Here is an 18,791-nt window from a genome sequence, read left to right as displayed (position 1 = left end):
CATTCACACTCTGAATGGTTCAGGAACAGTATTATGCTGGCTATGAAGAACGTCAAGGCGGAAAAGCTGCCGGAGACCATCACCTTCCGGCTCGGCCTGCTGGGTGCGTTCCTGACCGATCGCTTCAGCGCCGATGTGTCGAGTCTCGGGCTGAAGCCGAAGCATGCCGGGATGCTGAATGTGTTGGCGGCCAACGGACCGACATCGCAGATGGAAATGGCACGGATACTGCGCGTCGCGCCGAGTCTGGTCGTCGCGCTGGCCGACCACCTCGAGTCCCTCGGAGCTATCGAACGGTTACGGGACCCGGAGGATCGCCGCCGTCAGAACCTGAGCATGACCTCCCACGGCCGCGCACTACTACGCAAATGCCTCGACGTCGCGCAGGCGATCGACGCCGAGACCACCGCGGACCTCACCGCGGCCGAGCGTGCCGACCTACATCGTGTCCTCGGCACGCTCGCCGATCGGCTGGGTTTGCCTAGCTGATGGTCCAGGTTTCCGAACCGTTGAGAAGGGATTGCAGCGAATCCGCTTGTACCGGTTTGCGTTCCCGCGCCATCGCGGTTTGGGTGCGGACGGCATCGTCATAGGTGGGACGGGTGACATTACGGAAGATGCCGGTGACCACGTGCCCGAGGTCCTGGTCGGACAGGCGCGAGAGCGCGTAGGCGTACTCGGGATTGTCGGTGTAGGCGTCGTGCACGATGATCTCGGACTCGTCGACCTCGTCGGTGCGCACCACCTCGAGCCCGAAACCGGCACGCACCACGGCGAATTCGCCATCAGCGCCGAAACGGATCGGCTCACCCTGGTGCAGCGGGATGAGGCGGGATTCGGCATCACCCTTGCGCAGCACATCGAAGGAACCGTCGTTGAAGATCGGGCAGTCCTGCAGAATCTCCACGAACGAGGTCCCGCGATGTTCGGCCGCGGCGCGTAGCACCTCGGTGAGACCCGCGCGATCGGAATCCAGTGCGCGCGCTGCGAAGCTGGCTTCCGCGCCGAGCGCGACCGAGAGCGTGTTGAACGGATGGTCGACCGAGCCCATCGGTGTCGACTTGGTGATCTTGCCCTCTTCCGAAGTGGGGGAGTACTGGCCCTTGGTGAGTCCGTAGATCCGATTGTTGAACAGCAGGATCGTCATATTCACATTGCGGCGCAGGGCATGGATCAGGTGGTTGCCGCCGATCGACAGCGCGTCACCGTCACCGGTCACCACCCACACCGACAGATCCGGCCGGGTCACCGCGAGTCCGGTCGCGATGGCGGGCGCACGGCCGTGGATGGAGTGGATGCCGTAGGCCTCGAGGTAGTACGGGAACCGGCTCGAGCAGCCGATCCCGGAGACGAACATCAGGTTTTCCCTGCGCAACCCGAGTTCGGCGAGGAAGCCGCGCACGGTCGCCAGGATCACGTAGTCACCGCAGCCGGGGCACCAGCGCACCTCCTGGTCGGAGGTGAAGTCCTTGACCTTCTGCGGCCCGTCCGCGGACGGCACCCCGGAGAGTCCGGTGAGACCCAGATCGGTTCCGACGAGCGAGGTTTCGACGATGGTCATCAGTTACCCCCAGTCGAGTACGTGGCCCGCGCCCGTGCCGCGAAGGCCTTATCGTGTTCCATATCCCCGATCGACCCGTCCAGTGCCGCATCGATGACCCCGACGAGTTCCTGCGCGGAGAATGCCGTGCCCGCGATCTTCGTCCACGGTTGCACATCCACCAGATACTTCGCCCGCAGCAGCATGGCGAGCTGGCCGCCGTTCATTTCCGGCGCGATCACCGTCGGGTAGCTGCGCAGTACGGCACCGAGATTGGCGGGCAATGGATTCAGATATCGCAGATGCGCCTGCGCGACCGGGACACCGCGCCGGCGGGCGCGCCGACACGCCTCGCCGATCGGGCCGAAGGAACTGCCCCAGCCGATCAGCAGCAAGTCGGCCCGCCCGTCCGGATCGTCGACCTCGAGATCGGGGACGGTGATGCCGTCGATCTTGGCCTGCCGCAGGCGAACCATCAATTCGTGATTGCCCGGCTCATAGGAGATATTGCCGCTGCCGTCGGCTTTCTCCAGTCCGCCGATCCGATGCGCGCGACCGGCGGTGCCTGGCACGGCGAGCGGCCTGGCGAGAGTGTCGGGGTCACGGGAGTAGGGCTGGAACGGTGTGCCCTCTTCGGCCTCGGGTTCGAAGCGCGGATCGATCGGCTCCAGTTCGGCCACCCGCGGAATCGACCATGGCTCAGAACCATTGGCGATCGAGCCGTCGGAGAGCAACAGCACCGGTGTGCGATAGGTGAGGGCGATGCGCGCCGCCTCCACCGCGGTGGCGAAGCAGTCGGCGGGCGAGCGCGGCGCGAGTACGGCGACCGGTGATTCCCCGTTGCGGCCGTAGAGCGCCTGCAGCAGATCGGCCTGTTCGGTCTTGGTCGGTAGTCCGGTGGAGGGGCCGCCGCGCTGTACGTCGACGATCACTAACGGCAGTTCCGTCATCACCGCGAGCCCGATGGTTTCGCTCTTGAGCGCCAGCCCGGGGCCAGAGGTACTCGTGACGCCGAGCGCGCCGCCGAGCGAAGCGCCGAGGGCCGCGCCGATGCCCGCGATCTCGTCCTCGGCCTGGAAGGTGGTGACGCCGAAGTTCTTGTGCTTACTGAGTTCGTGCAGGATGTCGGAGGCGGGCGTGATCGGATAGGTGCCGAGAAACACCGGCAACCCGGACAATTGTCCCGCGGCGACGAGGCCGTAGGCGAGCGCGGTATTGCCGGTTATCTGGCGGTAGGTGCCGGGCGGCAGTTTGGCCGGGGCCACCTCGAAGGTGGTTGCGAAGCTTTCGGTGGTCTCGCCATAGTTCCAGCCAGCGCGGAAGGCGAGCAGATTCGCCTCGGCGATATCGGGCTTCGCGGCGAACTTCTCGCGCAGGAAGCGTTCGGTGCCGCCGATCGGCCGACCGTACATCCAGGACAGCAGGCCGAGTGCGAACATATTCTTCGCGCGCTGACCGTCCTTTTTGCCGACACCGGTCGGCTCGGTCGCGCCCAGGGTGATCGAGGTCATCGGCACGCGGTGGACCACGAAATCGCTCAGCGTGTCGTCGTCGAGCGGATCGGTCGTGTAGCCGACCTTGCCGAGATTGCGTTTGGTGAACTCGTCGGTGTTCACGATCACCGTGGCGCCGCGCGGCAGATCCTCCAGATTGGACTTCAGCGCGGCCGGATTCATCGCGACCAGTACGTCGGGCTGGTCGCCCGCGGTCAAGATGTCATAGTCGGCGATCTGGATCTGGAAGGACGAGACGCCGGGCAGCGTGCCCTGTGGCGCCCGGATTTCGGCCGGGAAGTTGGGCTGGGTGGCGAGGTCGTTGCCGAATGCGGCCGCCTCATGCGTGAAGCGATCACCGGTGAGCTGCATTCCGTCACCGGAGTCCCCGGCGAACCGAATTACGACCTTTTCCAATTTCGCTGTGCCGACATCACTTTGGTCGGAAACCATATGCCTGCTTCACTTCCTCGTCCGATGGGAGGTGCCATTGGCCAACCTACTCCGCCGTGTGCGGGAATTGTTTGTGAAATGCTTTACGCGAAGAGCGCCAGCTGCGTGTCGTTGGGCAGCGGCGTCGACAGTTGTGTCTGCGGCTCCGGGGTGTGCTCGCGGATGAGGCCGTGTCGCTGGAGCAGTGGCTGCACCCGCTCGCGTAGCCAGGACGCATATTCCGGCGTCACATAGGCGCCGCGGCCATAGAGCTGGCGATAGCGCCGCACCAGAGCGGGATGCGCCTCGGCCAGCCAGCTCAGGAACCAGCCACGGGTGGCCCCGCGCAGATGCATCGGGAATGCGACCACCGATACCGCCCCGGCCTCGGCGATCGCACCGAACAGCGCGTCCAGGTGGGCGCGGCTGTCGGTGAGATATGGAATCACCGGCGCGACCATCACATTCACCTCGAACCCGGCATCGGCCAGCGCCCGCACCATCTCCAGCCGCGCCTTGGGCGATGGCGTACCGGATTCCAGGCTGCGGTGTAGATCCATGTCCAGGATGGCGATGGAGACGGCGATGCCCACCCGGACCTGGCGCGCCGCCGCGGTGAGCAGCGGCAGATCCCGGCGCAGCAGCGTGCCCTTGGTGAGAATGGAGAACGATGTGCCGGAATCGGTCAGCGCGCGAATGATGCCGGGCATCAATCGATATCGGCCCTCGGCACGTTGATACGGATCGGTATTGGTGCCCAGCGCGACTGGTTCGTGATGCCAGGACCGGCGGCCGAGTTCCTTGCGTAGCACCGCGGCGATATTGGTCTTCACCACGATCTGGGAATCGAAATCCCGCCCTGCGTCCAGATCCAGATACTCATGGGTGGGTCGCGCGAAACAGTAGCGGCAGGCGTGTGAACAGCCGCGCATCGGATTGATCGTCCAATGGAACGGTAGATTCGACGCCTCCGGCATCTTGTTCAGCGCGCTCTTGCACAGCACCTCGTGAAACGTGATGCCCTCGAATTCGGGAGTCTGCACGGTGCGCACGAAACCTGCCCGGTCGAGACCGGGCAGGGCGCCGTCGTCGGCATCCAGGGTTTGGCTTTGCCACCGCACCCCATCAGTCGAACATGTGTTCTAAGCGGTGTCAAGCAATCTGTCGGGCGTCGGGTGCGGTGAGCTGCTTCGGATCGGCGAAGAAGGTCACCAGATCGCGCACGGTCTCCTCGATGGGCCTTGGCTGATAACCGATTTCGCGCTCCGCCTTGCCGTGGTCGACGATCGGGGCGGAGACCAGCGCGCCGAGTGCGGCCTTGGAAACGATGTCGGTCTTGAACAGTTTGCCCATCGGTGCCAACACCGGAATCAAACCGTTGACCACCTTGGGGGAGATCGAGAACTTCGGCCCCTTCTTGCCGCCGCATTCCGCCGCGATGCGGCACAGGTCGAGCATGGAGATCATCGAACCGCCGAGCAGGTAGTTCTCGCCGGTCCGGCCCCGCTCCCCGGCCAGGATCAGGCCTTTCGCGACATCGCGGACGTCGACCAGGTCGAAGCCGCCGCCGATCATCGCGGGCACCCGGCCGCGCGCTGCGTCCTTGAGGGTGCGGTTGATCCTGGACAGTGGGGTGCCGTAGTCGAGCGGCCCGAAGACGCCGGTGGGATTGCAGATCACCGCGTCCAGGCCCTGCTCGATCACCTTGCGCAGTTCGATCTCGCCCGCCCATTTGGAGCGGTCGTAGACCGGCAGGCTGGGATCGGTCGAGCGCACTGAGGACTCATCGATGCGACCGCCGCAGGTGTACTGGTTGAAGGCATGGATGGAACTCGCGTGCACCATGCGGCGCACGCCCAGATCCAGTGCCGCCTCGGCGACGACGCGCACGCCTTCGGTATTGACCTTCCAGGCGAGGTCGTGCTGCTCGGCCAGGGTGATCACGGCGACGAGGTGATAGACGATCTCCGCGCCCGCGAGCACGGAGCGCATGGATTCCGGATCGAGCACATTGCCGGAGACCCAGGTGACGTTCGGGTCCGTCCGTTGCTGCGGAACGACGCGATCGATTGCTGTGACCTCGTGTCCTCGTTCGACCAGCAGGCTGAGCAGATTCGTGCCAAGGTAGCCGGCTGCGCCGGTCACTGCGACCTTCATGCGATCGAGAATATAGAACTTGTTCTAATTTGCAACATGTTCCAGTTCCGTCGGGTGGCCGCGTTGGGCTCGAAACTTGCCGGTGGGGTCGGCTATATTGAGCGCAACCGCAGCGGCGCAAGTACCACCTCGCAGCTGCGCAGGGGCCCGATCGCAGCCGAGCTGCCGGGGCGGGCAGGGAGTAGATGTTGATCGACGCTATGAACACTGAACTGCAGTTCACGACGATTTGGGGGGTGCAACTCGATGGCTGATCTCTCGGTGGAAACCGATGCGGTCCGAGCATTCGCGGCGACTAATGCCGGGGTCGCTGGCGAGATCGCGGGTGCGGCCGATTTCGATGCCGTGCAGAACGTTGCCGCGCTCACGCCGGTATTCGGTCTGATCGGCGCCGACTATCTGTTGGCGTTCGCCGCTGCGCAGGTATTGCAGGCCAAGGACATCAATGAGCTGTCGGCCAAATACGACAAGCTCTCGAAGTCCGCGTTCACCGCGGCCGCCGCATTCGACACCACCGACTCCGGCAACGCGGGCGTACTGAGCGCGATCACCAACCAGGTCGGGGGCGGGGTATGAAGCCGATGGATACCGGCTCGACCGGCGTGATCGCACCCGACCAGAGCGTGGCGATCGAAGAGGCCGTGATCGCGACGCAGAACACCGCGGTCGACGCGCTGCAGAACGCGTCGCAGGGATTGAGCGATCTGTCGCTACCGCAGTTGCCCGCGGATCTGCCGCCGATCGAGGCGCCCGAATTCGTGCTCGCACGCAAGATCACCGAGGAATCGCCGCAGCTGGGGACCATACCCACGGGCATGCCGGGGCTCAACGGCAATTCGACGCCGGACGCGAACGCGATTCTGTCCGGTGCGGTGCCGCCCGATGTGTCGCAGGCACTTACCGATGCACAGGCCGCGATCAGCCATGCGGCCGCTCCGGTGTTGCAGGCGGCGCAGCAGGCGCAGAGTGCGGTGAGCAGTGCGCTCGGCGGGGCGAGTAACCAGGGGGCGGCCGCGGGCGCGGCGGCGACGAATATTCCATCCGATCCGGTCGCGGCGCTGATGCAGGGGCTGTCGATTCCCGGAATTCCCGGCATCGACACGCTGTTCCAGCCGATCCTCGAGCTGCTCAACAGCTTCGGCACCGGCGTCATCGGAGCCTTCGACCCGACCGCGATTCTCAGTCAATCATCGAAGATCATCGAGGCCGCGGTATCGGTCGGCAAGGGTGGCCTGCAGACCGTCGAGCAGCTCTGGCAGGGCCAATCCTCCCGGGAGGCGCAGGCCGCGAGCAATACCGCGCAGACCCAGGGACAGGACACCAGCCAGCGCGGTATCGATATCTCCGAACTCACCCAGCGCGCCGCCGCGGTGGTGCAGCAGGGCAATGCGCAGCTGCTCGGCATCGCGAGCGAATTCGCCACGCAGGCAACCGCACTCGTGCCGGTGGCGCTGACGCCGCCCGGTCAGGCCGCACTCATCGCGACGGCGACCGAACATCTGGGCTCGGCCGTCGCGGTCGCCAATGCCACCCGTGGTGATCTGGCGGGGAAGACGGCCGAGCTGACCGGTCTGGTGAATCAGTTGCTCGGGGCCAGCGGTTTGCCCGCGCCGCAGGAGGTCGCTCAGGCGGTCATGCAGAACATCGGTGAGCCGATCATGGAACAGGCGCAGTCGGTCGCGCAGGATGCGTCGACCAATGCTGCCGGCCTGTTGGACGGTTCCAGCACCTCCGGTTCGCCGAGCACGTCCACCACGGCGGCATCGTTCAATACCGGGCACACCACCTCGGGGAGTTCGGGCATCACCGGCATCGGAAGCCATTCCGGCTCGCCGAGCTCCTCGGGCTCGCCATCGACGCAGAAGGTGACCGGCACGCCGGGCAGCTCTGTTTCGCCCATCAGCCGGGTCTCGGGCCTGTCCGGCACATCCTTGGGCACGGGTACCTCGACCGGCGCGGCGGGCACCGGGAACTCCTTCATGGGCGGCAGCCCCGGTGCCACCGGCCAACGCGGCGGCAGTGACGACGAGCACTCGCGGAATGTGGACCCGTACCACAGCCGCACTGGCAACGACGACCTCACTGGCCCGCTCGGTGAGTCCACCCCGGATGTCATCGGCGCGACTCACCCGGATGAGCTGGTCAGCTCGGACTACGAACAGGACCAGTTCTAGTCGACAACGTTCTCCAGTGCCCCCGCTCGTCTTCGAGTGGGGGCACTGGTGTTCTGGTCGTGCGTAGGTTGCGCTACTCGGCCCGGGTGGATACCGAAGGCGCACAACGTTCCTCGTGGCTACATCGCTTCGGAGATCGAGACCCGGTTCAGTGGTCTCGGGTGAAAGCGTCGAGAAGTTTGCGGTAGAGGTCGGTGAAGCGTTTGCGGTTGGCTTGTTGGTCGGGCGTGAGGTTCTCGGTCGCGTCGGGGGCGTACATGAGCAGGTGGACGTCTTGGTCGGGCGGCGTCTGCATGAGATCGATGATCTGGGTGCCTTGGTCGGTGGCGCTGGGCATGCCGAGGTCGAGGGCGGCGAGTGATTTCGTTTCCGCCAGTGCGGTATTCAGGACGTCGCTCGGGATGGTGCCGGTGAGCCGCTGCGGTGGGGTGTCGGCGGCGCGGGTGGTGGATGCCGCGTCGGGCTGTTCGACCGCGCGGCCGTCGGCGTAGATCTGCAGCAGCGGACGCAGGTCGACCCGCTCGGACCAACCGCTCGGAATGGTGGTGAGTGTCAGCAGCGCCGTGGCGGGCTGTTGTGGTGTGTCGGCGGCCGGTTGAGCCGAGGCGAGACCCCAGCTACCCGCGAGTGCCACGACGAGAAGCAGCAGTGCCGACTTTGTTCTCCGCATGAAATCCCTATCTACGCTGTGCCACAGTCCAACTGGCGTCGATTATTGATCATTCGATGGCGATCAGCGCAATGCCGACGGGTTGTTCAGATCGGCGGCCGAGTACGTGTCGCATGCTTGGAGCTGTCCGGTCTTGTAGCCGGTGAGGAACCATTTCTGGCGTTGGTCGGAGGAGCCGTGGGTCCAGGCCTCAGGGTTGACGCGGCCCCGAGCGGCCCGCTGAATTCGGTCGTCACCGACGGCGGACGCGGCGGAGAGCGCGTCACGGATATCGTTGTCGGACAGGGCTTTCAGGAAGGGCTGGTTGGTTCCGGGGGCGGGCTGCTTATCGGCGAAGTGGGCCCAGATGCCCGCGTAGCAGTCGGCCTGGAGTTCGGTGCGCACCGCGCCGGATTCCGGGCCGCGCGGATCCTGTTGGGCCCGACCGATATCGCCGAGCAGATTCTGGATGTGGTGGCCGACCTCATGTGCCACCACGTACTCCTGGGCGAGCGGCCCGCCGCTGGAACCGAAGCGGTCGACCAGTTCCTGAAAGAAGGCGGTGTCGAAGTAGGCGGTCCGGTCGGCGGGGCAGTAGAACGGGCCGACCGCACTGGTCGCATTGCCGCATCCGGTCGAGACCGAGCCGGTGAACAGCACCAGTTTCGGCTTCGAATATTTCTTGCCGGTCTGCTGGGGCAGCTGCGCCGCCCACACCGCGTCGAGGCTCTGTGCGGTGAGCACCACCCGGCAGTCGACGTACTTATTGGCGTCCGCGCCGGTCTTGCAGTGCTCGGGCGTGCCCGCGGTGCCGGGCTGCACCGTGCTGTTCTCGCTGCCGTTCAACTGTCCGAGCAGCGAACCGGGATCTCCGCCGAGCAGCAGGCCGAGTACCAGCAGGATGAGACCACCGGCACCACCGCCGAGGGCGAGCTTGCCACCCATCCCGGGGCCACCGCCGGAAGAAGCCCGATCCGGGTCGATCTGGAGGCCTTCGTTGAAGGTCATCTGCTTCGCTTTCTGTGTTGGATTTGCGGCGCCTGCGGCGCCGCGTGTTCGCGGCCCCCCGCTGTCTCGCATCCGAGCGGCCGAGACTCGCGCCTGCGGCGCTACGCTTCGGCCACTCGGATGCGAGACGGGCCGCGAACGGCGCTCGTAAGACTCGTACCCTGGTGGGAACGTGTGCGGTACTGCCCGGTTTCGGCCCAAACCTGCGGACCGACGACCTGATGTCTACAGCTTCGCACGCGGGGCGGCGATATCGGTTTCCTCTCGGGATATGTGTCTCACTACGATGGCAACCGCACCGGATCGCCCTGCCGGTGTCACATCCGTCGAAAGGAATCCCGTGCTGCGCACCCACTTGGCTGGTTCGCTGCGAAGCGAGCACGCCGGTCAGACCGTCACCCTTACCGGATGGGTGGCCCGGCGTCGTGACCATGGTGGCGTGATCTTCATCGATCTGCGCGATGCCTCGGGTATAGCGCAGGCGGTATTCCGCGAGGGCGAGCCCGCCGCGCAGGCGCACAAGTTGCGTGCCGAATTCTGCGTGCAGGTGACCGGTGTGGTCGAGCAGCGGCCCGGCGGCAACGAGAACCCGGAGCTGCCGACCGGTTCCATCGAGGTCAACGTCACCGAACTCGAGGTACTCAACGAGAGTGCTCCGCTGCCGTTCCAGCTCGACGAGCAGCCCGGTGACGAGGCCCGCCTCAAGTACCGCTACCTCGACCTGCGCCGCGAGGCGCCAGGTAGGGCCATCCGGCTGCGCTCGAGGGTCAACGCTGCCGCCCGCGCGGTGCTGGCCCGTCATGAATTCGTCGAGGTCGAGACCCCGACGATGACCCGCTCCACGCCCGAGGGCGCCCGCGACTTCCTGGTGCCCGCGCGCCTGCAGCCGGGCAACTTCTATGCGCTGCCGCAGAGCCCGCAGCTGTTCAAGCAGCTGCTGATGGTCGCCGGTATCGAGCGGTACTACCAGATCGCGCGCTGCTACCGCGACGAGGACTTCCGCGCCGACCGCCAGCCCGAGTTCACCCAGCTCGACCTCGAGATGAGCTTTGTGCGCCAGGAGGACGTGATCCTGGTGGCCGAGGAGATCCTGGAGGAGTTGTGGAAGCTGGTCGGCTACGACATTCCGTTCCCGATTCCGCATATGACCTACGCGGAGGCGATGCGCCGCTTCGGTAGCGATAAGCCGGACCTGCGCTTCGGCGTCGAGATCACCGAATGCACCGAATATTTCAAGGAGACCCCGTTCCGGGTTTTCCAGGCGGAGTATGTGGGCGCGGTCGTGATGCCGGGTGGCGCGAGTCAGCCGCGGCGTCAGCTCGACGCCTGGCAGGAGTGGGCCAAGCAGCGCGGAGCTAAGGGTCTGGCCTATGTGCTGGTACAGGAGGACGGCACGCTCGGCGGACCGGTTGCCAAGAACCTCAGCGAATCCGAACGCGAGGGCTTGGCGAAGCATGTCGGCGCGGTACCTGGTGACTGTGTGTTCTTCGCCGCGGGTCCGGCCAAGGCGCAGCGCGCGCTGCTCGGTGCGGCGCGTGGCGAGATCGCGCGCAAATGCGGTCTGATCGATGAGAACGCGTGGGCCTTCGTGTGGATCGTGGATGCGCCGATGTTCGAGCCCGCCGCCGAGGCGACCGCGAGTGGTGATGTGGCACTTGGTCATTCGGCATGGACCGCCGTGCATCACGCGTTCACCTCGCCCAAGCCGGAGTCACTGGACACCTTTGATACCGACCCGGGTTCGGCCCTGGCCTACGCCTACGACATCGTCTGCAACGGCAACGAGATCGGCGGCGGCAGCATCCGAATCCATCGCCGCGATGTGCAGGAACGCGTGTTCAATGTGATGGGCATCGGGCACGACGAGGCGCAGGAGAAGTTCGGCTTCCTGCTCGACGCGTTCTCCTACGGCGCGCCGCCGCACGGCGGCATCGCCTTCGGCTGGGACCGGATCACCGCGCTGCTGGCCGGAGTGGATTCGATCCGTGAGGTCATCGCCTTCCCGAAGACCGGTGGCGGTGTGGACCCGCTGACCGATGCGCCCGCGCCGATCACCGCACAGCAGCGCAAGGAGGCGGGGCTGGACTTCAAGCCCGAGAAGAAGAAGGACGGCGAGGCGAAGGGCGCCGCCGAGTAGGCCGGACATTCGAAGCGGACACGCTCGGACCTTCTCTCGACCGTTCACTGGTCGGCATGATGAGTACGGTGCGGGTCGGGTTGCTGGATAGCGAGGCGGTCGCCCGAACGGTACTTTTTGGTCAGTATCGTCGATGCTTGCCGCATCGACGCTGACCATGAGGGGTCCCGTTGCTGCACTTGCGCATGATCAGCCCGCCCGAACTCACCGACAAGGTGATGGCGGTGCTGAGTGCCGACCCGGGCGTCACCCATGTGACGCTGGCGCGGGGAGTCGCCGTCGAACCCGTCGGTGATCTGATCCAGGCCGATGTCGCGCGTGAGGCCGCCAACGATGTACTCGCGGATCTGACCACGCTCGGCATCAAACACACCGGCGGCATCACGCTCGGACCGGTCGAGACGGTGATCTCCGATGCCGGCGAGCGGGCGATCGAGGCGGCGCCTGGCGATCCGACCGATGCGGTGGTGTGGGAGGAACTGCTCGCGCAGACTCATGAGGAGTCCTCGCTGACCCTGAGTTTCGTTGCCTTTCTCACCATTGCCTGCCTGCTCGCGGCCGTCGGCGTGGCCACCGACTCGCCGGTGACGATTGTCGGTGCGATGGTGGTCGGGCCCGAATTCGGGCCGCTGGCAGCCTTTTCGGCGGGGTTGTGGCGACGCGATTTCCGGCTCGCCCGCAAGTCGGCGGTCGCGCTGCTGGTGGCATTTCCGGTGGCGATGCTCATCACGATGTTGGCGACATTGCTGTGGGAGCAGTTCGGCTGGATCACGTTGACCGGAGTGGAAGCCATCCAGAATGTCGACTTCATCTATGAGGTCGGGCCGTTCTCATTGGTGGTCGCACTGCTCGCGGGTGCTGCGGGCATGCTGGCGGTGGTGACATCGAAATCGGCGGCACTGGTCGGGGTGTTCATCTCGGTGACGACCGTTCCCGCGGCCGGATTCGCGGTGATCGCGGCAACTTTGGGGCAGTGGCACATCGCGTTCATGTCGGCCGGGCAGCTCGCGGTGAACCTGGCCGGCATCGTCACGGCCGGGGTGCTCGTGCTGGCACTGCGCCCGCGCGCGGGTAGCGAGGGCGGCCCGATCGCACGGTTCAAGCAGTGGTGGTGGATGCGGTCGCTGTCCGCGAAGTGACCGCCAATTCTGTTGCGGTGGCCGGGTTCCGGTGTGCTGAGAGCCGACGCGCGCGGCGCACCGAATGCTAGGTCACGGACACGGTGCCGCCGGTGAGCGCTCGGTAGGCGTAGGTCACCGCGATCGTGCACACCGGCCCGGCCACCAGAAGCCCGAAGCCGCACAGCAAAGTGGCGACAAAAGTGATGACCAGCACCGCGAGGGCGAGTAGCAGCACCTGCCCGATATTGGCGATGACCAGCGTCGCGCTGGACTTGATCGCGTCGAATGGATTCTGTTCCTGATCGACGACGAAGTGCAGCGAAAAAATGCACAGGAATCCGGCGATCAGACCGGGTACGAAGCACAGCGCGGCCCCGATCCAGGTGAGCACGAAGGCGAGCAGGGCTGTCAAGAGGACATTTCCCGCATTCACGAATTGGAAGTAGGACGCGAAAGTCGGTTTGTTGCCATCGGTTTCATAGAGCGCGCCGCGGATCATAGCTGCCTGCAGCAGCCAGATCGCGACCATGACCACGAGGAAGGTCAGCAACAGACTGAACAGCGAATTCGGTTGCACGACCTGGACGATGAGTACGAAGGCGAAATAGATGATCACGCCGACCGCGGTAACAGCCAGCCAGGGGCCGAAATTCGCGCGGAACTTCTCCCAGCCGTAGCTCAGGGCATTGCCGACGTCGAGGGTGGTGGGTGTTCCGGGGGCGGATTGATAGCCGTAGGTCGGCGCGCCGGGCTCGGAGCCGGGCGGCATAGCACCGGTGGGAGGCGTCGTGCCAGCCGGCGGCATGGCGCCGGGTTGTGTTGCGCCAGGCGGCATTGCGCCGGGAGGTACGGCACCGGGCGGCATTGCGCCGGGAGGTACGGCACCGGGCGGCATTGCGCCGGGAGGTACGGCGCCGGGCGGCATTGCGCCGGGCTTCGCCAAGCTGGGCGCTGCTGCGCCAGCCGGTTCGAAGCCGGGTTGCATTGCGCCAGGTGGGGCGGCCCCCGCAGGCGTTGCGGCAGCTCCGGGCGGGGACATCGTTGCGGGATGTGCCGTGCCGGGACCGGTTCCCGGCGGACCGTAGCTGGGCTGTCCCGGTTGTCCCGGCGCGCCGACCGGCGGTGGTGGTGGCTCCAGCGGTTCACTGCCGTACTGTGCCGCGCCGGGACCCTCGAACTGTGGGTAGCCAGCGGGCCCGGCCATCTCGTGCCTGCTGTGTTCGCTGCTCGTTTGTGTCGGTTGTGGATCGGCACTTTCGTGCTGACCCGGACGCGCGGCGAATTGGTCGCCACTGCGCTCGTCGGGTGCGCCGCCGCTCGGTTCGGGCGAGCCAGTTGGTTCGTTCGGCTTGGGCGACGGTGAGTCGGACATTGTCTGCAGACCTTTCGACGCAACTGGTTTGCGGTGTGGCGCACGGCAGTTGACGATGAGAAAACCGGACAGCCGCAATGGTGTCAAGCAAGCAGCGCCTGTTCCGCAACCTTGACGCAGACACGCCGAACGACGCGGAAAGGTTGTGTAACCGCTCGCTAGAAGTGACCCGGTGCGAGTAGCTTGATTAGCGATGACCGCACTATTGGCCGAACGCGCCGCCGAAGTCGTGTCCGCAGCACAGCAGTTGCTCACAAAGCGAATGGGTGCTCCGGTAAAGCTGAGCGATCCGATGGAACTCAGCGGTAGTGGTAGGACGACGGTCCTACGCGTGCGTGTTTCAGAGAACGCCTACTCCCTGCCCCGGACGCTCATCGTCAAGCAGGTTCGCGGATCCGCGGCGGACCGCACGACGGGTGGTCTAGCGCCCGGCGTCGCCAGCATCGACTCCGCATTTCTGCGCGAGGCCGTGTCGTATCAGTTCACCACCGCGCTCAGCCGGGATCAGCGGCCCGGCGCATATCTGATCGCGCACAGCCTCCCGGACCGGCTGCTCGTCCTGAGTGATCTCGGGGAGAACTCCCGGATGACGCAGGTGCTGCAATCCGGTGTGGAGCCGGCGACGCGCAACGCGCTCATGGCCTTCGCGCAGGCACTGGGTCGGATGCATGCGGCGACCGTCGGGCGCGAAGCGGATTTCGTCGCGCTGCTGCGGCGGGTGGATGTGGTGCACCGGGTCGATGGCATCGCGCAACAGGCCGAGGCCGCCATCTCCGAGGTGCCCGGCATGCTGCAGCGCGAACTCGGTATCGAGGTCCCTGGTGAGATCGCCGAGCGGATCGTTCGAGGCAATCGTCTCTTCTCCGCGGGGCGCTTCCGGGCATTCAGCCCCTCGGACCTGTGCCCCGACAATGTGATCCTGAATGAAGAGGGCGCGCGCTTCCTCGACTACGAATGGGGCGGCTACCGCGACGCCACCCTCGATATCGCCTACGCGCTGGTGTCCTTCCCCGGCTGCCTCTGCGACTTCGAACTGTCCCGCGATCGTGCCAAGCAAATGGTCGATGCGTGGCGCGCCCAGGTCGTCGGTGTCTGGCCCGCACTGGCCGACGACGCTGTGCTCGCCGAACGCATCCTGGAAGCTCGCCTCATCTGGGTCTGGCTCACCACCTACTGGTTCCTGCCCGCCGACCACACCCGCATCGCCGCCGCCCGCGAACACGGCCTGTCCGTTCCGCGCTCGGAAGCCCTGATCAACCGCTGGGCCGCCTTGGCGGAAGACGCGCGCTGCACCGGGGACGACGTAGTGGGTGATTTCGCCGAGGATGTGTCGGCGATGCTCGAAGAGCGCTGGTCGGAATAGGTCAGGAGACCTCGCGCTGCTACTCGGCGGTGAGCTCGGATAGGCGCGATTCGAGGTGGGCTCGTTCTATGGTGTTTTCGGTCAGGAGTAGCGCGGATTCGTAGGCTCGGGCTGCTTCGGTGGTGCGACCCAGCTGGGTCAGCAAGGCCGCGCGAGAGGCTTCGAGGTAGCCGTAGGTGGCGAGGGATGGTTCGGTGGCGAGTTCGTCGAGCAGGTCGAGGGCTCGGGTCGGGTTGCCGGAAAGGCCAACCGCCACCGCATGATTGAGGCGCACCACCGGCGACGGCCAAATTCGCAGTAGCAGTGCGTACAGGCCGGTGATCTCACGCCAGTCGGTTTCCGGCCAGGACGGTGCCTCATCGTGCACGGCGGCGATGGCGGCCTGCAGAGTGTATCGATCCGTATGTGGCAGAGCGGTTTTCACCAAGGCGATGCCCTCGGTGATGGCCTCACGATCCCAGCGGGAGCGGTCTTGGTGTTCGAGGGTGCACAGTCGGCCTTCGGTATCCACGCGGGCCTCGCGTCGTGCGTCGGTGAGCAGGATCAGGGCCAGCAGGCCGGTGACGGAAGGGTCGTCCGGGACCAGCGCGTGCATCATCCGCGCAAGTTGGAGCGCCCGTTCGATCAGATCGGGGCGCACCAGCGCGTCACCCGAGGGCGCGGTGTGACCGGTGGTGAACAGCAGATGGATGACCGCGCAGATGGCGTCGAGGCGGTCGGGGAGTTCGCGCACCGATGGCACCCGATACGGAATGCGTGCCACCGCGATCTTCTTCTTGGCGCGCGTAATGCGGGCCGCCATGGTCGATTCGCTGGTGAGGAAGGCGCGGGCGACCTCGGCGGTGGTGACACCGCAGACCAGTCGAAGTGTCAGTGCCACTTGGGCCTCGCGGCCCAAAGCCGGGTGACAGCAGGTGCTGATCAGGCGCAACCGGTCGTCGGGGATGGCGGATGCCGAATCCAGTCCCGCGAGTGCGAGATCGGCGGTGTCCTCGGCCTGGTCGGTGATCAGCATGGGCAGTGTGCGCCGCAAGGTGGAGTCGCGGCGCAGCAGGTCGAGGCCGCGGCGGCGGGCAACGGTGGTCAACCAGGCGCCGGGTTTCGCCGGAACGCCGTGCGCGGCCCATTCGGTGAGCGCACGCGCATAAGCGTCCTGGACGCATTCCTCGGCGAGGTCGAAGTCGCGGACCAGCCGCACCGTCGCGGCGAGCACGAAGGCCCATTCGCGACGGTGCGCCTGGTCGACAGCGGCGACCGTATCGGTGTCGATCGGCACAGGTCTAGTCGAAGGTCATGATCGGACGCACCTCGACACCGCCGAACCGGGCGGGTACTTGCTTTGCCACTGCGATCGCGGCGTCCAGATCCGCGGCCTCGATCAGGTAGTAGCCGCCCAGCGCCTCCTTGGCCTCGGCGAATGGGGCATCGGTCACGGTGAAATCGCCGTTGTCGTTCTGCCGGATGGAGGTGGCGGTGGCGGTCGGTTGGAGTGCGTTACCGCCTTGCACCGCGTCGCCCGCGATCTCCTGGAAGGTCACGTGCGCCTGGTAGACCTCGCCCATGACCTGCTCCGATGCGCCCGCGTACGCGCTTTCGTCCTCGTAAATCAGCACCAGGTACTGGCTCATGATCTCGCTCCTTCGGGTTCGGCCGGCCCGCCGATCGGGCCGTCGTATTCGTTCCGACGAGCGAGCTCGGCGGAAATCGACAAACCTGTCGCGAGAAAAATTCTGCTCCTGGAATCGCGTGGAGTCTCGCGAGTCGCGCCGATGCGGACCCGAGCGGCACACCCATGGTCGTAATGGCTCGGTGGTCGCCGGTTCCAGCCGCAGGAATACCAGCGGCGCGATCATCACCGAATTGCCGACGAGCTTGCACCGCCCAGGCAAACCGGTACACGCCCCGGAGCTGTCGGTCCCCCTCGGTAACGTGCTCGGTGTGAGCGAAGGCTTATTCGACGTGCCCGGCGACGAGGTGCCGACCGGACACTCCATCGACAGTGTGGTACGCCGCGATGCCGGTGCGCCGCTGGCGGTGCGGATGCGGCCCGCGACATTGGACGAGGTGGTCGGCCAACAGCATCTGCTCGGACCCGGCTCACCGCTGCGGCGGTTGATCGAGGGTTCGGGCGCGGCGTCGGTGCTGCTGTACGGGCCGCCGGGAACCGGCAAGACGACGCTGGCCTCGCTGATTTCGCAGGCCACCGGTCGTCGCTTCGAGGCGCTGTCGGCCTTGTCGGCCGGTGTGAAGGAGGTGCGCGCGGTCATCGATGTGGCCCGCCGCCGTCTCACCGCGGGCGAGCAGACCGTGTTGTTCATCGACGAGGTGCATCGCTTCTCCAAGACCCAGCAGGACGCATTGTTGGCCGCGGTCGAGAACCGGATCGTGCTGCTGGTCGGCGCGACGACAGAGAATCCATCGTTCTCGGTGGTCTCGCCGCTGCTGTCGCGTTCGTTGGTGCTGCAATTGCAATCGCTCACCGCGGCCGATAGCCGGCTGGTACTCGACCGTGCCCTCACGGACCCGCGCGGTTACGACGGCGCGTACACGGTGACCGAGGCCGCGCTCGAGCACATCGTGCGGATCGCGGGCGGTGACGCGCGCCGGGCGCTCACCGCGCTGGAGGCATCGGCGGAGTCCTCCTTGGACGGTACCGTCGATGTGGATCTGGTCGAGGCCAGCGTGGACAAGGCCGCCGTCCGCTACGACCGCGCGGGTGACCAGCACTACGACGTGGTGAGCGCCTTCATCAAATCCATCCGCGGCTCGGATGTCGATGCGGCACTGCACTATCTGGCCCGCATGCTCAGTGCGGGCGAGGATCCCCGCTTCATCGCCCGCCGCCTGGTGATTTCGGCGAGCGAGGACATCGGCCTGGCCGATCCGATGGCGCTGCAAACCGCGGTCGCGGCCGCGCAAGTGGTGCAGCTGATCGGCATGCCCGAGGCCCAACTCACCCTGACACACGCGACAATTCACCTGGCCACGGCCCCCAAATCCGGTGCCGTACCTGCCGCGCTCGGCGCCGCCCTCGCCGATATTTCGGGGGGCAAGGCGGGTGCGGTCCCCGCCCATCTGCGCGACGGCCACTACGCGGGAGCCGCCGCCCTCGGCAACGCCCAGGGCTACAAATACCCGCACGACGACCCGGATGGCGTGCTGGCTCAGCAGTATCCGCCCGACGAAATCGTCGGCCGCGACTACTACACGCCCACCGACCACGGCGTCGAACGTGATATCCAACGTCGTGTCGAGAAGTTGCGCAGAATCGTCCGAGGACGATAAACGCTCAGACGGTTTCGGGTCGGCCGTGCCAGCGGACGTGGACCACCCCGGGCGCTGAAA

At 66.1% G+C, this 18,791-nt stretch carries 16 protein-coding genes; 7 read left to right on the top strand and 9 right to left on the bottom strand.

All coding sequences use genetic code 11. The features are described from left to right. Positions 1-42: 42 nt before the first annotated feature. Entirely contained in the window at positions 43-489 is a 447-nt protein-coding gene (locus ACIBJI_RS06430; RefSeq protein ID WP_396955042.1) for a MarR family winged helix-turn-helix transcriptional regulator, read from the top strand. On the opposite strand, the gene ACIBJI_RS06425 is transcribed toward ACIBJI_RS06430, so the two are convergent. The 4 genes from ACIBJI_RS06425 to ACIBJI_RS06410 form a co-directional block, all read right to left on the bottom strand. Continuing rightward, positions 482-1,561 (bottom strand): 2-oxoacid:ferredoxin oxidoreductase subunit beta, encoded by a 1,080-nt coding sequence (locus tag ACIBJI_RS06425; protein ID WP_364340124.1) that lies wholly within the window; start codon positions 1,559-1,561, stop codon positions 482-484. The two genes, ACIBJI_RS06430 and ACIBJI_RS06425, sit on opposite strands and share 8 nt — an antisense overlap. Beyond that, a complete protein-coding gene (locus ACIBJI_RS06420) occupies positions 1,561-3,486 on the bottom strand; it encodes a 2-oxoacid:acceptor oxidoreductase subunit alpha (RefSeq protein ID WP_364340126.1) in 1,926 nt (641 codons plus the stop codon). The genes ACIBJI_RS06425 and ACIBJI_RS06420 overlap by 1 nt, the downstream gene beginning before the upstream one ends. Positions 3,487-3,569: 83 nt before the next feature. Continuing rightward, positions 3,570-4,586, bottom strand: a complete 1,017-nt coding sequence (locus tag ACIBJI_RS06415) for an Rv2578c family radical SAM protein (RefSeq protein ID WP_364340129.1) — start codon at positions 4,584-4,586, stop codon at positions 3,570-3,572. A gap of 31 nt (positions 4,587-4,617) precedes the next feature. Next, complete coding sequence (locus ACIBJI_RS06410; RefSeq protein ID WP_364340132.1) at positions 4,618-5,622, bottom strand: NAD-dependent epimerase/dehydratase family protein; 1,005 nt, start codon at positions 5,620-5,622, stop codon at positions 4,618-4,620. 246 nt (positions 5,623-5,868) lie between these two features. Here ACIBJI_RS06410 and ACIBJI_RS06405 point away from each other — a divergent pair, with 246 nt between their 5' ends. Both ACIBJI_RS06405 and ACIBJI_RS06400 read left to right on the top strand, forming a co-directional pair. Next, the gene (locus ACIBJI_RS06405; RefSeq protein ID WP_364340134.1) at positions 5,869-6,198 is read left to right on the top strand and encodes a type VII secretion target; all 330 of its coding nucleotides are present in this window, start codon (positions 5,869-5,871) and stop codon (positions 6,196-6,198) included. Then, positions 6,195-7,796, top strand: coding sequence for a hypothetical protein (locus ACIBJI_RS06400; protein WP_397083266.1), 1,602 nt, complete (start codon positions 6,195-6,197; stop codon positions 7,794-7,796). The genes ACIBJI_RS06405 and ACIBJI_RS06400 overlap by 4 nt, the downstream gene beginning before the upstream one ends. Before the next feature lie 148 nt (positions 7,797-7,944). Here ACIBJI_RS06400 and ACIBJI_RS06395 read toward each other — a convergent pair whose 3' ends face one another. Together ACIBJI_RS06395 and ACIBJI_RS06390 are read right to left on the bottom strand one after the other, a co-directional pair. Further along, positions 7,945-8,466, bottom strand: a complete 522-nt coding sequence (locus ACIBJI_RS06395) for a hypothetical protein (RefSeq protein ID WP_364340138.1) — start codon at positions 8,464-8,466, stop codon at positions 7,945-7,947. Between the two features lie 63 nt (positions 8,467-8,529). Further along, on the bottom strand, positions 8,530-9,453 hold the full coding sequence (locus ACIBJI_RS06390) for a neutral zinc metallopeptidase (RefSeq protein WP_364340140.1): 924 nt from the start codon (positions 9,451-9,453) through the stop codon (positions 8,530-8,532). Positions 9,454-9,793: 340 nt separating this feature from the next. Here ACIBJI_RS06390 and aspS point away from each other — a divergent pair, with 340 nt between their 5' ends. Beyond that, positions 9,794-11,590: an aspartate--tRNA ligase gene (aspS, locus tag ACIBJI_RS06385; RefSeq protein WP_364340142.1), complete on the top strand. Its 1,797-nt coding sequence runs from the start codon at positions 9,794-9,796 to the stop codon at positions 11,588-11,590. Between the two features lie 170 nt (positions 11,591-11,760). After that, positions 11,761-12,729 (top strand): DUF389 domain-containing protein, encoded by a 969-nt coding sequence (locus ACIBJI_RS06380; RefSeq protein ID WP_364340144.1) that lies wholly within the window; start codon positions 11,761-11,763, stop codon positions 12,727-12,729. Between the two features lie 67 nt (positions 12,730-12,796). Here the strand turns inward: ACIBJI_RS06380 and ACIBJI_RS06375 are convergent, their stop codons facing one another. Continuing rightward, a complete protein-coding gene (locus ACIBJI_RS06375; protein WP_397083264.1) occupies positions 12,797-14,083 on the bottom strand; it encodes a hypothetical protein in 1,287 nt (428 codons plus the stop codon). Between the two features lie 193 nt (positions 14,084-14,276). On the opposite strand from ACIBJI_RS06375, the gene ACIBJI_RS06370 reads away from it, so the two are divergent. Continuing rightward, positions 14,277-15,446 carry a kinase gene (locus ACIBJI_RS06370; protein ID WP_364340148.1) on the top strand — a complete coding sequence of 390 codons (1,170 nt, stop codon included), beginning with the start codon at positions 14,277-14,279 and terminating at the stop codon, positions 15,444-15,446. A 19-nt stretch (positions 15,447-15,465) separates the two neighbouring features. On the opposite strand, the gene ACIBJI_RS06365 is transcribed toward ACIBJI_RS06370, so the two are convergent. Both ACIBJI_RS06365 and ACIBJI_RS06360 read right to left on the bottom strand, forming a co-directional pair. Continuing rightward, a complete protein-coding gene (locus ACIBJI_RS06365; protein WP_364340150.1) occupies positions 15,466-16,722 on the bottom strand; it encodes a sigma-70 family RNA polymerase sigma factor in 1,257 nt (418 codons plus the stop codon). Between the two features lie 4 nt (positions 16,723-16,726). After that, the gene (locus ACIBJI_RS06360) at positions 16,727-17,074 is read right to left on the bottom strand and encodes a YciI family protein (RefSeq protein ID WP_364340152.1); all 348 of its coding nucleotides are present in this window, start codon (positions 17,072-17,074) and stop codon (positions 16,727-16,729) included. 310 nt (positions 17,075-17,384) lie between these two features. Between ACIBJI_RS06360 and ACIBJI_RS06355 the strand changes: the two genes are divergently transcribed. Next, positions 17,385-18,731, top strand: coding sequence for a replication-associated recombination protein A (locus ACIBJI_RS06355; protein WP_397083261.1), 1,347 nt, complete (start codon positions 17,385-17,387; stop codon positions 18,729-18,731). The last annotated feature ends 60 nt before the right edge of the window (positions 18,732-18,791 follow it).

It is taken from the genome of Nocardia sp. NPDC050408, from assembly GCF_044458905.1.
Classification (GTDB): Bacteria; Actinomycetota; Actinomycetes; order Mycobacteriales; family Mycobacteriaceae; genus Nocardia.
The sequence above is the reverse complement of the archived record's forward strand: the minus strand, read 5'-3'. Positions and strand labels throughout refer to the sequence as shown.

What these genes read in the sequence shown, in the direction of transcription:
- ACIBJI_RS06405 (WP_364340134.1), top strand. Translation starts at nt 5,869, where the DNA reads ATGGCTGATCTCTCGGTGGAAACCGATGCGGTCCGAGCATTCGCGGCG.
- ACIBJI_RS06370 (WP_364340148.1), top strand. Translation starts at nt 14,277, where the DNA reads ATGACCGCACTATTGGCCGAACGCGCCGCCGAAGTCGTGTCCGCAGCA.
- ACIBJI_RS06400 (WP_397083266.1), top strand. Translation starts at nt 6,195, where the DNA reads ATGAAGCCGATGGATACCGGCTCGACCGGCGTGATCGCACCCGACCAG.
- ACIBJI_RS06375 (WP_397083264.1), bottom strand. Translation starts at nt 14,083, where the DNA reads ATGTCCGACTCACCGTCGCCCAAGCCGAACGAACCAACTGGCTCGCCC.
- ACIBJI_RS06410 (WP_364340132.1), bottom strand. Translation starts at nt 5,622, where the DNA reads ATGAAGGTCGCAGTGACCGGCGCAGCCGGCTACCTTGGCACGAATCTG.
- ACIBJI_RS06360 (WP_364340152.1), bottom strand. Translation starts at nt 17,074, where the DNA reads ATGAGCCAGTACCTGGTGCTGATTTACGAGGACGAAAGCGCGTACGCG.
- ACIBJI_RS06420 (WP_364340126.1), bottom strand. Translation starts at nt 3,486, where the DNA reads ATGGTTTCCGACCAAAGTGATGTCGGCACAGCGAAATTGGAAAAGGTC.
- ACIBJI_RS06425 (WP_364340124.1), bottom strand. Translation starts at nt 1,561, where the DNA reads ATGACCATCGTCGAAACCTCGCTCGTCGGAACCGATCTGGGTCTCACC.
- ACIBJI_RS06395 (WP_364340138.1), bottom strand. Translation starts at nt 8,466, where the DNA reads ATGCGGAGAACAAAGTCGGCACTGCTGCTTCTCGTCGTGGCACTCGCG.
- ACIBJI_RS06390 (WP_364340140.1), bottom strand. Translation starts at nt 9,453, where the DNA reads ATGACCTTCAACGAAGGCCTCCAGATCGACCCGGATCGGGCTTCTTCC.
- ACIBJI_RS06430 (WP_396955042.1), top strand. Translation starts at nt 43, where the DNA reads ATGAAGAACGTCAAGGCGGAAAAGCTGCCGGAGACCATCACCTTCCGG.